Below are 14,746 nucleotides of genomic sequence, written 5' to 3' on the forward strand. Positions count from 1 at the left end.
TAAATTATGTGTATTAAACAAACACTAGTATTGGTAATATTTTTATTCGTGAGGTGTTGTATAGTTAATATCTTGTGCCTTGTAACTTTCACCATGAGCTAATACATGAACGATGGTTTCCAATGTGGCACGTACAGTTTCAACAGCCATGCTTGGTTGATTTGGTTTATCCACCACTTGGGATGGCAAGTATGGGATGTGCATAAAGCCCGCCTTAATATTGCCCTTTTGCGCGGCATAGTGACATACACCATACATCAAGTGGTTGCATACGAAGGTTCCCGCTGTATTGGAGACCTTAGCAGGAATACCGTTTTGATGTAACGCATTGACGATATTTTTTATGGGCAATGTCGCAAAATAGGCACTAGGGCCATCGGCTACAACAGGCTCATCTTCCGGTTGGTTGCCCCCATTATCTGGGATGCGAAAATCGTCGCAGTTAATAGCAACGCGTTCCACTGTAATATCAGGACGACCACCTGCTTGACCTACACACAGGATAAAATCTGGTTGGCACTGTTCAGCTGCTGCTTTTACAGTATCAACAGATTTATAACGAATGGTAGGAACCATTTGTGTCACTACCTTGTAATCACCATCGGTATAACCATCCATTGTTTTGACCGCTTCCCAAGCCGGATTAATAGGTTCACCGCCAAATGGATCAAAACCGGTAATTAAAATTGTTTTCATCACACTACCTCATAACGATATCTTATGGTTCATTAGAATAATCAAGCATGATACATAACCTTACAAGATATATCATATAGTTTCATAAGCATATCGTACTTTCACAAAAGGGTTAAATAAAGTAATACATTAATAGAATATTCAATACGAGCATGATTAATGCAATTGGAAGTTGTGCTTTAATAACGCCGTATTGGTCGCGCATTTCAAGGAGCGCTACCGGTACGATGTTAAAGTTGGCAGCCATAGGTGTCATCAAAGTACCGCAATAGCCTGCAAGCATTGCTATAGCACCGACAGCTGCTGGGTTCGCACCATGAGCTACAACGAGCATTGGGATACCGATGGCACTTGTAATCATCGCAAATGCGGCAAATGCGTTACCCATGATCATTGTGAAGATAACCATACCGATGCAGTAAGCCACAACAACGAGGAATACATTATCTGCTGGTACTACACTTGCGACTGCACTGGAGATAAGTTTACCAACGCCAGCCAAATTAAATAGATACCCAAGAGCCGCTAATAACTGGGACAAAATAGCAGTCCAACTGATAGCATCGATAAGTCGACGGCCTTCATGGAAACCTTGGTTAAGTTCGCCCTTTGTAATAAAAAGAGCAGCACACATAGCTATGATTGCGGCAATACCTAGACCAACAAGAGCGCCTAACTTAGTAAAGAAACCAATGAAGAATGTAATAATACCAACAAGTAACGCTGGTACGAAGATAACATTACCAATGCGAACCGCTTCGCCTTTTTTAAATTCAATAGGAGATTCAAAGTAATGGCCTTTGCCGAGTTGTTTTACTAATACAATAGCCGCCATAGCAATGACAAGCCAACCATTAATTTCCTTGGAGAGATAAGAACCAAAGATAAAGGATACGCTATATAAGAGCCAAAATAAGCCTGTACCAATGCGATATTTATGTTCTTTATCTAGAAATGATTGAATAGCAAAGATAAATAGAATAATCCCTACGAGAAGATATACATAATCTAAGGGCTGCATTTTATAGAATATTTCTAACATATTATTCAGCCTCCTTCTTCAATTCTTCTGGTGTAACAAGAATATTTAACTCATTAGGTACTAATTTACCAGCTTTCATATCCGCTTCGTCACGAGCTACAGAGGCTTGAATTGTTTTATCAAAGATAATAAAGCGAATAAAGTTAACGATATAGGCACAAACAGCAGTTGGCAATCCGTACAATACCATATCTGTTAACTCTACAGAATAACCTAATTGTTCCATAACGCCTTTGATGAGTAATAACCCACCAGCAGCAAGGAATAAGTTTTGACCGAAGAAGTTACCTATATTATCTGCAGAAGCAGCCACACCGCGCACCTTATCAAGCGTACGTTGAGATACTGGACGGCCTTGAGCTACCGCAGCTTCACTCATAGGAGCAATCAATGGACGAACCATAGCAACCATACCGGACATGTTAATGCCAAAGGCTACAGTTACTTGACGCACAAATAAGTAAATCATAAAGATACGACCTGCCGTAGCAGCGTTGATCTTGCCAATCAAAATTTCTGCCCGTTCACGCAAGCCGTGACGTTCCATAAGACCGATAACAGGTAAAATCAAAATAAATAATGACATATAACGATTTTTAACAAAGGCCTCTCCAATAGCACCAACGATATCGTTAATACTGAGACCACCTGCCAGGCCCGTTACAAAGCCTGCGGCTACAACAACTAACAAGGCATTAAAGCGCAGCATCAGACCGATGACCATCACTAAAATACCAGACAAAATCAACATATGGACACATCCTTTCTACAAATCATCCATAACACATATAACCATAAAGATACGTTATATGTATATATTATATACTGAATAGTCATAATCTTACACAAAAAAATACCTTGTATCTAAATTTAGTGAATGTCCCTGATCTGCGATCAGAGCATAAAACACTCAAATAGAGTACAAGGTAATTTACGTAATTAATATAACGCTTTCTTAATTAATTTAATTCTTTCTTGAATAATATAGTTGTATGCTGTTTTCCTCTAAAATGAACCTTATCATACGCCGTAAACCCAAAGGATTCATACATTTTAGGCAACCACGGATGCTCCTTAGCCGTTCCTAATGTAACAATATGTGTTTTAAACTGTTCTTTTAAAAGCTCCTCTGCATAGCCCAAGACTTCCCGTGCATATCCTTTGCCTTTGAAAGCTGGTGCCGTTACAAAATGAGCAATATGCGGATATTTATCCGGCGTTGAGTATTTCACCCACGGCATACAAAACGTAATAGAACTAACTAATTGCCCATCAATATACAAGCCGTATACAGGATAATTTTCAATCCACTCCTTAGATTCCTCTTCCGTAAAATCAATAGCGTCGAAGCTAATAGGATAGTCTTTTATAGCTGCATAACCGTCGATTAATACCTTATGATATTCTGCTGTGTCTGCTACTGTTAATTGTCTAAATTCTTTCATGGTCTTTCCCTCATATCTATATTTTATTCACAAACTACGTATATTAATTCACTTTGTGAAAGTAATTATACACCTATATGTATTTATTTGCAATATATTTACATAAACATTATATGAAATCATAATATCTATAAAGGAAATCTTATATGCAATAATGTAATATATAGACCAACCCTCAACCATACTAAGTATCAAATAAATAAAAGGTCCAAATTCTCAACCGAAAGAGTGTTTGTATAAAAATAAGCAGAATACAATTTAAATTTCAGTCAATGATTTCATTCCGTCTAACCATAATTGACGAATTCCTATAAAATAAGCACAATACCACAAAAAAATTTAGACAAAAAAACAGGATGTATCAAAGATACATCCTGTTTTGAACTTTTACAAACGCTAGAAAAGTTAATTCTATTGATTATTGTATATACGGGAACCGTATACGTCACGTTCGTTTTTAGGTTCGTTGTTAACGCGAACACGTTCAGTTTTATGACGATCGTTATCATCACCAGAAATACGGTCAACACGGAAGTGGTTAAGACGAATATTTTGTAATTCAGGACCGAATTCATTCAATGCACGTTTCATGTTTTCGTCAATAGGAGCACCATTTTGAAGTGCACGGTACAACATTGTAGCGAATTCGTAACGAGTCATCTTAACATCGCCTTTGAATGTGCCATCAGGGTAGCCAACAAGGATACCATTACCAGCCAATTGGCTAATATATTGGTAAGCCCAGTGGTTACGAGGAACGTCTGGGAATTCAGCAGTTTTGCTTGGATCAATTGCATGTGGAGTCAAGATTTGTAACAAGTTATTATATTTGTTTTCCATATCTTGAAGACGTGCGTTCAATTCAGCAATTTCACGACCCATAGCTACGCGGGAACGGGATTCAGGGGAACGTTTACCAAGGCGAATAGATACACCTGCGTTCAATTGAGTTTCACCAGTACCTACAGTGCCACCAACGGAGAACATTGTATCTTCGTTAGGACGGTAGAATGCGCCCAATGCAGCGGAGTTAGCATTATGGTAGTGACCATAGCCAGCAGCAATTGTCCATTTGTCATCTGGGTTGAAGTCCAATGGATGCAATGCAGCCAATGCAGCGGAACCTGCACCTACTTTGTTAACCCGTCTTTCAACAGTACCAACACGATTAGTCAAGATTTTGATATTGTTATTAATTTGACCAGGTGTGGAATTGTTGATTTGTGTTTGTAAATCATTGGCTACGGAATATAATTGGCTACCGTTTACAGCATCTGTAGAAGTAGCGGAGATTTCCCCAGCCGCAACATTTTTAACTTGACGTTCAGCACCAGCTTTACCTACGGACACGGAACCATTAGCTGCGGAACCTACGCCAGCAAAGCCACCGAATGTATGACCAGCAATTGTCGCACTACTTTGTGCTGTAGCTTCACTTGTAGTGGAACCTGCACCTAAAGCGATAGAGTTCAAATGGGTTGCATTTGCATGATCACCAATTGCCATAGCATAATCTGCTGTAGCCTTTGCATCGGAACCAAACGCATTAGAACGCACGTTAGTTGCCTGTGCACCAGCACCAAACGCTTGAGCGTGGTCACCAGATGCAAGGGCAGAGGAACCCATAGCAACAGAATGATTATTAGTTGCTTGTGCGCTAGAACCAATCGCATTAGATTTATAGCCAGATGCTAACGCTTCATAGCCAATAGCTTGTGAGCGAACTTCGGAAGCCTTTGCACGTGTACCAATAGCAGTAGACCATGTACGTTGTGCTTCAGCAGAATGACCAATAGCAATAGATTCATTCATCAACGCTTTGGAAGAATTACCCATTGCTAATGCAGAGGTACCTGCTGCAGTATTATTAACACCAATAGCGACAGAATTACTTTTCCAGTCACCAGTTTTCTTTGTAGCATCATCTGGCTCATTTTCATAATCACGATCACGGAAGTTTGCATCAGATTCTTTTACAGTATTACCGCTACCATACGCAACTGCATTATTAGCACCTGTAACAACATTAGTGTTGTCCATTACAACAGAAGCAGCGTCTACCGGATTAACATTCGCACCAACAGCAGTGACAGCAGCTAATACAGCAAACGCTAATTTTTTGGAATGTTTCATTTCTCTCATCTTACACCCTCACTAAATTAAAAAATCATCCAAATTACAATACAATTTTTCATTCTCTCTATGTTCCGTCTCTCACCTCGGACTGAACAGGTGATATTCTAAATTAGCATAAAGAAATACCCCTATATCAGTTTAAGAAAAATTTATATTGTCGATTACTCGCATAGAATATCAAAGTTTTACGATATACACAACCCTTTTTTCTAACACAAATCAAATTAACAAGTTTCTATACCTATCAAAATCCGCTTTATTCCTAGCTTTATAGGGAAATAAATTTTACTCATTATTTTCCCTTATGAGTTAAATTTTTCGCAACTTTGTAAACTTTTCTCATGTAACAAACTGTATAACTTATAAATAAATAACCACCTTATAAGTACGCAAAATATACCTTTTACCCTTATTATATCCCATTCACGCTTAATTCATGAATTATATGTGAATTAAACTATTTTGTATATTTAATCAGTAACTTTTCATTTTATTATAATTTTATATTTCTATAGTATCAGCATCTATCAATGCAAATCGGTGCCCCAAAAAACGCTAACGAGAATGTTATGAGAATAAACATGACAAATACAATTTATATTGACTAATATTTTATGTATATGTTTAAAAAAAGAAGGCCCCTATTCTTCATGAAAATACCCCTTTTACTGATTATCCAGTAAAGGGGGTACATATCAAAAATAGGGGTTTTATAACAAGAATCTTTCTTTATTATATGTAATTATGCTAATAAGGCGCTTACAAGTGCTTCTGCTTTATTAAAATCGGATTCTTCTGGGTTCCAGTTGCATTTGATTTCAGGTTCTACTACAGAGAATCCATATTTAGTCAACTCTTCACGGAGTACCTTTGTAGATTCACCAGACCAACCATAGGTACCGAATACAGCGGCTTTTTTATTTTTAAATTTCAACTCACGCAAGAAATCGAGCCAACCAGCTACGGAAGATAATACGCTATTACCTACTGTTGGAGACCCTACAGCAATAGCTTTAGACTTAAAGACTTCTGTCATGATGTCATTTTTATTGGTTTTACTAATATTGAAAATCTTAACACGTGTATCAGGGGATTGTTTCGCAATTTCTTCAGCAATCTTATGTGCCAACTTCTTGGTGCCGTCCCACATAGTGTCGTATACTATTGTGATTTGATTCTCTTGATATGCTTGCGACCATTCATAGTATTTTTCTACGATTTGCATTGGATTTTCACGCCAAATCGCTCCATGACTCGTAGCGATGATATCGATTGGCAAATTAAGCTTTTGAATTTCTTCAACTTTAGCTTTTACCAATGGAGAGAACGGATTCAAGATATTCGCGTAATACTTCATCGCCTCTTCCCATAGACGGCATTGATCGGCCTTATCTGCCCATAATTCCTCTACGGCAAAATGTTGACCAAATGCATCGTTAGAGAACAAGATATTATCCCCTGTCATATAAGTCGCCATGGAATCAGGCCAGTGGAGCATGCGCATTTCTACGAACACCAAGGATTTTCCGTTTCCAATATCTACGGAATCCCCTGTTTTAACGGTTTTAAAGTTCCATTCAGAGTGATGATATTGACCAACCAAGGACTTAACAGCATTTTCTGTACAATAAATAGGCGTATTAGGGATTTTTTCCATCAATGCAGGCAAGGAACCGCTGTGATCTACTTCGCCGTGGTTACATACGATAAAATCAATCGTATTCAAATCAATTTCAGATTCCAAGTTATCGATGAACTCAGAGGAATGAGGTTTCCATACAGTATCGATGAGGACCGTCTTCTCCTCTTCAATCAAATAGGCATTTTGGCTAGACCCATTATTAATGGTGTAATCAGAACCGTGAAACTCTTGCAATTCCCAGTCGATTTTACCAACCCATGATACGTTGTTTTTAATGTGCTTTCTCATAATAACCTCCATGTTCTGTGAAAGTAAATATACTCACCTCATATCTTTTAATGAGTCTATAAAGGCCCACAGATGAGAGGCGCAACTTTCACCGGTATTACCCAATATATGGCCCCATGTTGTATCAATAGATACAACACAAATCGGTCATTAACTATGGTTCTATTATACGGACATCACATAATGAAGTCTGTACCTGTAGGTACAGATTTGAGAATTATTATAAAAATCACTCATAGGTAATCACATGCCGTACATTAGTACACATCGATTTCCCATGAGTGGTTACGAGTATATGTAATTATATGATTATTTATTACCCGATTTAGATAGTCCAGGGATAGCTTTATAGATATATAATGCAATATATCCATCAACCAAACTATGAACGATGGTGCCGCCGCCTACAAGAACAAATACAACGTAGATGAGATCAATGTTCGGCATCGTAGTTGTAGTATAGAACAATAGGCATGCTAGTACCTCACCAATAGCGTGAACGATAGCACAAGCAAGGTTAAACGCAACAAAGGATAGAGCCCCTGTTAATACTCCTGGATGATGTTTAATATAGTAAGCCCCCATCAAGGCAAAGATGATATGAGATGCAGCACGCATAACGATAACAATTGGGAAGCCTGCTACAAAGAAGCCGAGTGTAGAACCTATGACAACACAAGCCGCCATCTTTCTAGATAAGAACATAGCCAGGAATATAGGAACGTGACTCGCCAATGTATACGATGCCGGTGGAATCACAACTTTCAAAGGCATCACAATAGGAATCATAATGGCTAATGCCATCAATAAAGCAGTAATGGTTAAATTTCGATACATCGAAGAATTCATAAAGGCCTCCTTAAAGAATATCTTGCCATACATCTACCAATATAGCACTCTAATATATGAAGAGCAACTACACATACCGCTAGGCGTCCCACAAAAAAGAGAGGGCCTTACAACCCTCTCTTATTTAATTAGACAAATATATTATAATATCTGTATTTTAACACTTATGGTACGATTTTGAAAATGACGTAACTCACGTTAATAACTTTGAGGAATCTTAATTCATTGCTTTTATAAACGTTCGATTACGGCTTGTGCCATTTCTGTGGTACCAACTCGTTTTAAGCCTTCGCGGTAGATATCTCCTGTACGGTAACCATCAACGAGCACTTGTTCTACAGCTTTTTCAATAGCGTCAGCCACTTGAGGTAAATCAAGGGAGTGACGGCACATCATCGCAGCGGACAAGATTGTACCCAACGGATTCGCCAAGTTTTTGCCCATGATGTCCGGTGCGGATCCGTGGATTGGCTCGTACAATGCAGTACCTGTACCCATAGATGCAGATGGTAAAAGCCCGATGGAACCAGAGATAACAGCACCTTCGTCGGACAAGATATCGCCAAATAAGTTCGTTGTAACGATAACGTCAAACTGTGCAGGATTTACAACGAGTTGCATTGCTGTATTATCTACATAAAGGTAATCTGTTGCGATATCCGGATTAGCAGCGGCTTTCTCTTGAGCGATTTTACGCCATAAACGAGAAGAAGCCAATACATTTGCTTTATCTACGGATACAACCTTTTTGTTACGTTTACGAGCTGTTTCCATAGCGATGTCCATGATGCGCTCTACTTCATAACGGCTGTACGTTTCTTTATCCCAAGCGAACTCGTTAGCACCTTCACCTTGTGCCTCTTCCCGTTCACCGAAGTAAATACCGCCAGTTAACTCACGAACGATAACGAAATCTACATCTTGCACGAGTTCCTTTTTAAGTGGAGAATACTCTTGCAAGGATGGATAGATTTTTACAGGACGCAAATTACAGAACAAACCAAGCTCCTTACGAAGACCTAGAATTGCTTTCTCAGGACGGATAGAAGGATCGACATTATCCCATTTAGGACCGCCTACAGCACCGAGCAATACAGCATCAGCCGCTTTACAAGCCTCAATCGTATCCTCAGTCAAAGGCACACCATACGCATCGATAGACGCACCGCCCGCTTTCTTATCAATCCAATTAACCTTTACACCGGCTTTCTCAAAAGCCACACCACACACAGCCTTCGCTGCCGCAATAATCTCAGTACCGATACCATCACCAGGAATCAATACGATACACTTTTCGCTCATCTTACCTCTCCATATAGTAAAAGATTGTAAACCTCATGCTCTTCCCCCAGTGTCCTTTGCGAAGAAATCGCAATAGAACTTAATGGGACAAGAGCTGGCATATGCCTTGAGACCGACTTAGCTCGCTCCTCATTCCCCCTCTGCCACAAATCCATTCAAATATTGTTAGCTAGAGGAATTTTAAGTTTTGCTACACAAAAGTAGAATGATTGGAAACGAAACACGTGTCGAAACCGACTTAGCTCGCTTTGGAGGCTTGAGATACGTGTTTCGTTTCATCCTGCTACTTACGGTTTTTAGCAAAACTTACAAGACCACCGGCTGCCGCAATATCTTGAATGAATTGTGGCAACTCAGTCCCTTGGTATTGTTCGTTTTTCGTCAAGTTGTACACGATACCTTTAGACAAGTCTACGCCTATAGCATCGCCTGCATCGATACGATCAACTTGTTCACCGATTTCCACAACTGGTAAACCGATGTTGATAGCATTACGGAAGAAGATACGTGCAAAGGAGTGTGCTATGATAACAGGCACGCCTTTGGCTTTAATAACGCCTGGTGCGTGTTCACGGGAGGAACCACAGCCAAAGTTTTTACCAGCTACCATGATTTCGCCAGCTTTCACATTGGGAGCGAAAGTAGTATCAATATCTTCCATCGCATGTTCCGCCAATTCGTTCCAATCGGCAATCGCCAAGTAACGAGCCGGAATGATTACGTCTGTATCTACATCGTCGCCGTAGCGCCAGATTTTCTTGCTTTCAAAATCCATATTAAACCTCCTCAGGGCCTGCAATGCGGCCTAATACAGCACTTGCTGCTGCCACGTATGGGCTTGCCAAGTATACCTCAGAATCAACGTGACCCATACGACCACGGAAGTTACGGTTTGTCGTGGAAACGGTGCGTTCCCCTTCGGCCATGATGCCCATGTAACCACCTAGGCAAGGACCACATGTTGGCGTAGACACTGCGCAGTCAGCTTGAATGAAGATATCTAAAAGGCCCTCTTTCATAGCTTGGTCGTACACATCTTGGGAACCAGGGATTACGATACAACGAACGAATGGAGCCACCTTGCGACCTTTGAAGATCTCTGCAGCTGCTACCAAGTCTTCATAACGGCCATTTGTACAAGAACCGATGATAACTTGATCGATTTTAATATCCTTGTCGATTTCGTTGATGTAATGCGTATTGGATGGCAAATGAGGGAATGCTACAACTGGCTGCAATTTGGACAAATCGATTGTAATAGTTTGGGCATATACCGCATCAGCATCTGGAACGATTGGCTCAACAGGGCGATTTACGCGCCCTTTAATGTATTCTTCAGTAATTGCATCGTAAGGGAATACGCCACATTTACCGCCCGCTTCGATAGCCATATTACAAATTGTAAGACGGTCAGCCATAGTCATATGCTGTACGCCATCGCCGGCGAATTCAAGAGCCATGTAACGAGCGCCGTCTACACCGATTTGACCGATTAAATCGAGGATTACGTCCTTACCAGTTACCCATTTATTAGGTTTGCCGATAAGTTCAACCTTGATTGTTTCAGGCACTTTGAACCAAGTTTTACCTTCTGCCATAGCAACGCCCGCATCAGTGGAGCCTACGCCTGTGGAGAATGCATTCACCGCACCATAGGTACAAGTGTGGGAGTCAGCGCCAATCATCATTTCGCCAGGACCGATAAGACCTTTTTCTGGCAAAATAACGTGCTCGATACCCATTCTACCTACTTCAAAGTAGTTCGTAATGCCATGTTCGCGTACGAAATCGCGCATTACTTTTGCTTGTGTAGCGGATTGAATATCTTTATTTGGTGTAAAGTGGTCAGGCACCAAGTAGATTTTATGACGATCAAATACAGGTTTGCCGATTTTTAAGAACTCTTTGCGAGCCGGTGGGAATGTGATGTCGTTCATCAATACCGCATCCAAATGACACTCGATGATTTGGCCTGGCTTTACAACATCAAGACCCGCATGACGAGCCATATTCTTTTCAGTAATGGTCATACCCATATTATTCTTCCTCCTGTTGTTCTAGCTCCATAGCTAGGAATACTGAGTTTACTGCATTAATATATGCATTTACACTTGATTTAACAATATCGGTGCTGATACCACGACCATGGTACAAACGACCGTTATATTCTACCTTGAGAGTTGCTTCCCCAAGGGCATCTTTACCAGCTGTTATAGCGCGGATTTGGTAATCTTTCAAACTGATTGGCAAGCCAACCACACGTTCAACCGCTTTAAGGGATGCGTCTACTGGGCCATCACCAACGGCTGCATCGGCTTTTTCACCTTCTGGAGTCATGAGACGAACATCAGCATAGGCATAGCCTTTTTCGCCCAATTTGTAGTATTGAGCCACGAGTTCAAATGCTTTTTTGTGGTGAAGATTATCTACTACAAGGGCTACGATATCATCATCGTATACTTGTTTTTTGCGGTCCGCCAATTCTTTGAATTTACCGAAGAGGTCGTTGATTTTCTCTTCTGTGAAAGATTGGAAACCAAGTTTTGCCAAATGATCAGCAAAGGCATGACGGCCAGAGTGTTTGCCTAATACGAGGTCTGTTTTTTCAGCCCCTACGGACTCAGGAGTCATAATTTCGTAAGTTTCAGGGTTGCTCATCATACCATGTTGGTGAATACCAGACTCATGAGCAAATGCATTGGAACCAACGATTGCTTTATTTGGAGGCACCGCTACGCCTGTCAAACGGCTTACCAATTTGGACAATTTAGTGAATTGTTTTGTATCGATGTTCACTTGAAGGTCGCCGAAGTATTCATGGCGAGTTTTAAGCGCCATTACTACTTCTTCGATACCTACGTTACCAGCGCGTTCACCAAGACCATTTACTGTACATTCAACTTGACGAGCACCTGCTTCGATAGCTGCCAAGGAGTTTGCATTAGCAAGACCTAAGTCGTCATGACAGTGAACTGAGATGATTGCTTTTTCGATACCAGGTGTATGTTCTTTGATGTAACGAATTTTGTTAGCGAATTCGTTAGGGATCATATAACCTACTGTATCTGGTACGTTAAGAATAGTAGCGCCACCAGCGATAGCTACGCCAAACACTTCGCACAAGAAGTCTAAATCAGAACGAGCTGCATCTTCACCGGAGAACTCGATTTCGTCGAATTTGCCTTTTGCAAATTCCAAAATAGATTTAACGCGGTCCAATACCTCTTGGCGAGTCATTTTCAATTTATATTTCATATGGATTTCGGATGTAGCGATAAACACATGCAAACGGCTGCGTTCTGCATCTTTCAATGCATCAACTGCCTTTTGAACGTCCTTTTCATTAGCGCGTGCCAACGCACAAATTGTTGCACCTTTCACTTCACGTGCAATCGTTTGTACTGCTTCAAAATCCCCAGGGGATGCTGCTGGGAAGCCAGCCTCGATTACGTCGATGCCGAGGCGTGCAAGGCCTTTCGCAATTTCAACTTTTTCTGGTGTTTGCAATGCTACGCCAGGTGTTTGTTCCCCATCACGAAGGGTTGTATCGAAGAAATATACGCGATTTTGATCCATAATCTTCACCTTTTCTGTACTAATAAAACATAACGCTGTATTATATCTATCTATTGTGAAAGTTTAGTAAAATCGCCGATTCCAACGCTATTTCGGCTGAAGCCAACGTAGATACATCAAATCAGTAATTTTACTAGACTTTTACAATAAAAAAAGCCCCTCAGAACAACTGTCGTTGCTCAAAGGGGCGTTATATTCATAACACGGTACCACCCTAATTGGGACTCGTTTCGGGTATAATGGAACCACCGTCAATGACTACTGCTGTATTCGCCATCAAAGCTCACGGGAGAGTGTCAGCGTACAACCTCTATTGCCTCGCACCAGCCGGCAACTCTCTGAAAGCAGGATTTGTAAACCTTTATACCCGTTCATCGCTTGATTTAAGATATAAAAGTATTATACGGCATTCTATAGAACTGTGTCAACAGGATGGACATGTGAGTTTTGTGAAAGCACAGTTTTATCGTTACAATTTGACATTCCCCATGATTTCACGCATACTGAAAATAGGCAGTACCAATGATTGGAGGAATTATTATGAGTGGTTCAAGCAAATTCTTCTTTATTGTATCGGGTATTGTAAGCATTATCCTGGGGATATTCTTACTATTAAACCCCGTTATTAATCTCATGGCTTTTGCCTGGCTTTTTTCTATTATCTTTTTCGTCAATGCGGTCAGCTCCATTATAAATTATTTTATGTTACCGGCTGAATTACGTAGCGGCTGGTATCTCATCAGCGGCATTATCAATGCTCTATTCGGTATCTTTCTCGTATGCGGCGGATTTGCATTCCTACCGTTAGTATTCCCGATCACAATCGGCATCTGGATGGTATTTGAAGCCATCTTTATTTTCATTAAATCAAGAAAGTCCGACAGCATGGTATCACTCATGGGACGTAATGCAAAATGGCTTGCACTAATTCTTTTACTATTAGGCCTATTACTTATATTCGAGCCGATCGCTTTTGGTGAAGCATTTATCTATTGCATCGCTTTCGGCTTCTTATTTGACGGGATTTATTCCATCGGTGAGGCTTTCAGAAAATAAAATAACAATACACTGTTAGATTGACCATGTACTGCCAAAGCAGCTGTCATAAATTACGATGTCTATTTCGTATTTGTGACAGCTATTTTATTTGAAAATATCTATCCAAAAGCATACCTCTAGGCAATCAATCTTAAAAGCGTATCCACTCTAAATTCACAAAATTTTTTAGAATTCGTTTATCCACTTTTACAACTTGATTAGTAAGCTCTATTCGATTATTAACAAATGAAATATCTGTATACCATCCCTTTAAACTAGCATACACTTCATTCTCTAAATCAATAATGATGGATTCTATGGGATTCCATGTTTTGCATCTTACAGACTCTACCATAACCATACTACCTATGAAAGTAACATCTCTACCATAAATCCAAAATGGCAATACTTTGCCCTTTATAGAAATAGAATATATAGCATCTCCATGAGGCGGTTCTGTTTCATATTGCGCTTTTATATTGTACTTTTCCATTATCTCATTGCTAGCATTTTCTATATATGGCAACGTTGAAATCTTATAATTATCTGCGTTCATATAAGCTCCGTTATTTTTAATATGAAGCACACCAAAGAGGACTGTATATCGCTATTTGTGTAAAGAGTATTTTGCTATACTTATTACGAAGAGAGTCTGTTGACGTGAGTTAGGTTCATCTCCGCGAGGAGGTGATACTATGACAAATCATGAAGTTACCTATGTAATTATCATAG

General features: G+C 40.0%; 13 protein-coding genes and 1 other annotated feature. Of the genes, 1 reads left to right on the forward strand and 12 read right to left on the reverse strand.

Annotation, left to right across the window (positions count from 1 at the left end):
* Positions 1-42 precede the first annotated feature (42 nt).
* From pcp to KH286_RS04580, 11 genes are all read right to left on the reverse strand, one after another.
* On the reverse strand, positions 43-696 hold the full coding sequence (gene pcp, locus KH286_RS04530) for a pyroglutamyl-peptidase I (protein ID WP_004694263.1): 654 nt from the start codon (positions 694-696) through the stop codon (positions 43-45).
* Positions 697-808: 112 nt separating this feature from the next.
* A complete protein-coding gene (locus KH286_RS04535; RefSeq protein ID WP_004697680.1) occupies positions 809-1,738 on the reverse strand; it encodes a DUF979 domain-containing protein in 930 nt (309 codons plus the stop codon).
* A 1-nt stretch (position 1,739) separates the two neighbouring features.
* Positions 1,740-2,489, reverse strand: coding sequence for a DUF969 domain-containing protein (locus tag KH286_RS04540; protein WP_004694268.1), 750 nt, complete (start codon positions 2,487-2,489; stop codon positions 1,740-1,742).
* Positions 2,490-2,697: 208 nt separating this feature from the next.
* A complete protein-coding gene (locus KH286_RS04545; protein WP_004694271.1) occupies positions 2,698-3,183 on the reverse strand; it encodes a GNAT family N-acetyltransferase in 486 nt (161 codons plus the stop codon).
* A gap of 411 nt (positions 3,184-3,594) precedes the next feature.
* The gene (locus KH286_RS04550) at positions 3,595-5,325 is read right to left on the reverse strand and encodes an S-layer homology domain-containing protein (protein WP_118091125.1); all 1,731 of its coding nucleotides are present in this window, start codon (positions 5,323-5,325) and stop codon (positions 3,595-3,597) included.
* A 736-nt stretch (positions 5,326-6,061) separates the two neighbouring features.
* Positions 6,062-7,249: a flavodoxin domain-containing protein gene (locus tag KH286_RS04555; RefSeq protein WP_024062044.1), complete on the reverse strand. Its 1,188-nt coding sequence runs from the start codon at positions 7,247-7,249 to the stop codon at positions 6,062-6,064.
* Positions 7,250-7,558: 309 nt separating this feature from the next.
* Positions 7,559-8,098 (reverse strand): hypothetical protein, encoded by a 540-nt coding sequence (locus tag KH286_RS04560; protein ID WP_119562495.1) that lies wholly within the window; start codon positions 8,096-8,098, stop codon positions 7,559-7,561.
* A 231-nt stretch (positions 8,099-8,329) separates the two neighbouring features.
* Positions 8,330-9,400, reverse strand: a complete 1,071-nt coding sequence (leuB, locus tag KH286_RS04565) for a 3-isopropylmalate dehydrogenase (protein WP_278617689.1) — start codon at positions 9,398-9,400, stop codon at positions 8,330-8,332.
* A gap of 283 nt (positions 9,401-9,683) precedes the next feature.
* Positions 9,684-10,175, reverse strand: coding sequence for a 3-isopropylmalate dehydratase small subunit (locus KH286_RS04570; RefSeq protein ID WP_008603290.1), 492 nt, complete (start codon positions 10,173-10,175; stop codon positions 9,684-9,686).
* Between the two features lies 1 nt (position 10,176).
* Positions 10,177-11,436, reverse strand: coding sequence for a 3-isopropylmalate dehydratase large subunit (gene leuC / locus KH286_RS04575; RefSeq protein ID WP_278617690.1), 1,260 nt, complete (start codon positions 11,434-11,436; stop codon positions 10,177-10,179).
* Position 11,437: 1 nt separating this feature from the next.
* Positions 11,438-12,976: a 2-isopropylmalate synthase gene (locus tag KH286_RS04580; RefSeq protein WP_278617691.1), complete on the reverse strand. Its 1,539-nt coding sequence runs from the start codon at positions 12,974-12,976 to the stop codon at positions 11,438-11,440.
* Positions 12,977-13,156: 180 nt separating this feature from the next.
* Positions 13,157-13,360: a binding site (T-box leader), on the reverse strand.
* Between the two features lie 156 nt (positions 13,361-13,516).
* On the opposite strand from KH286_RS04580, the gene KH286_RS04585 reads away from it, so the two are divergent.
* Positions 13,517-14,032: a DUF308 domain-containing protein gene (locus KH286_RS04585; RefSeq protein ID WP_021147564.1), complete on the forward strand. Its 516-nt coding sequence runs from the start codon at positions 13,517-13,519 to the stop codon at positions 14,030-14,032.
* A gap of 133 nt (positions 14,033-14,165) precedes the next feature.
* Here KH286_RS04585 and KH286_RS04590 read toward each other — a convergent pair whose 3' ends face one another.
* On the reverse strand, positions 14,166-14,570 hold the full coding sequence (locus tag KH286_RS04590; RefSeq protein WP_278617692.1) for a hypothetical protein: 405 nt from the start codon (positions 14,568-14,570) through the stop codon (positions 14,166-14,168).
* Between the last annotated feature and the right edge of the window lie 176 nt (positions 14,571-14,746).

Origin of the sequence: Veillonella parvula, assembly GCF_018378075.1 — a bacterium.
In the GTDB taxonomy this organism is placed as follows: domain Bacteria; phylum Bacillota; class Negativicutes; order Veillonellales; family Veillonellaceae; genus Veillonella; species Veillonella parvula_K.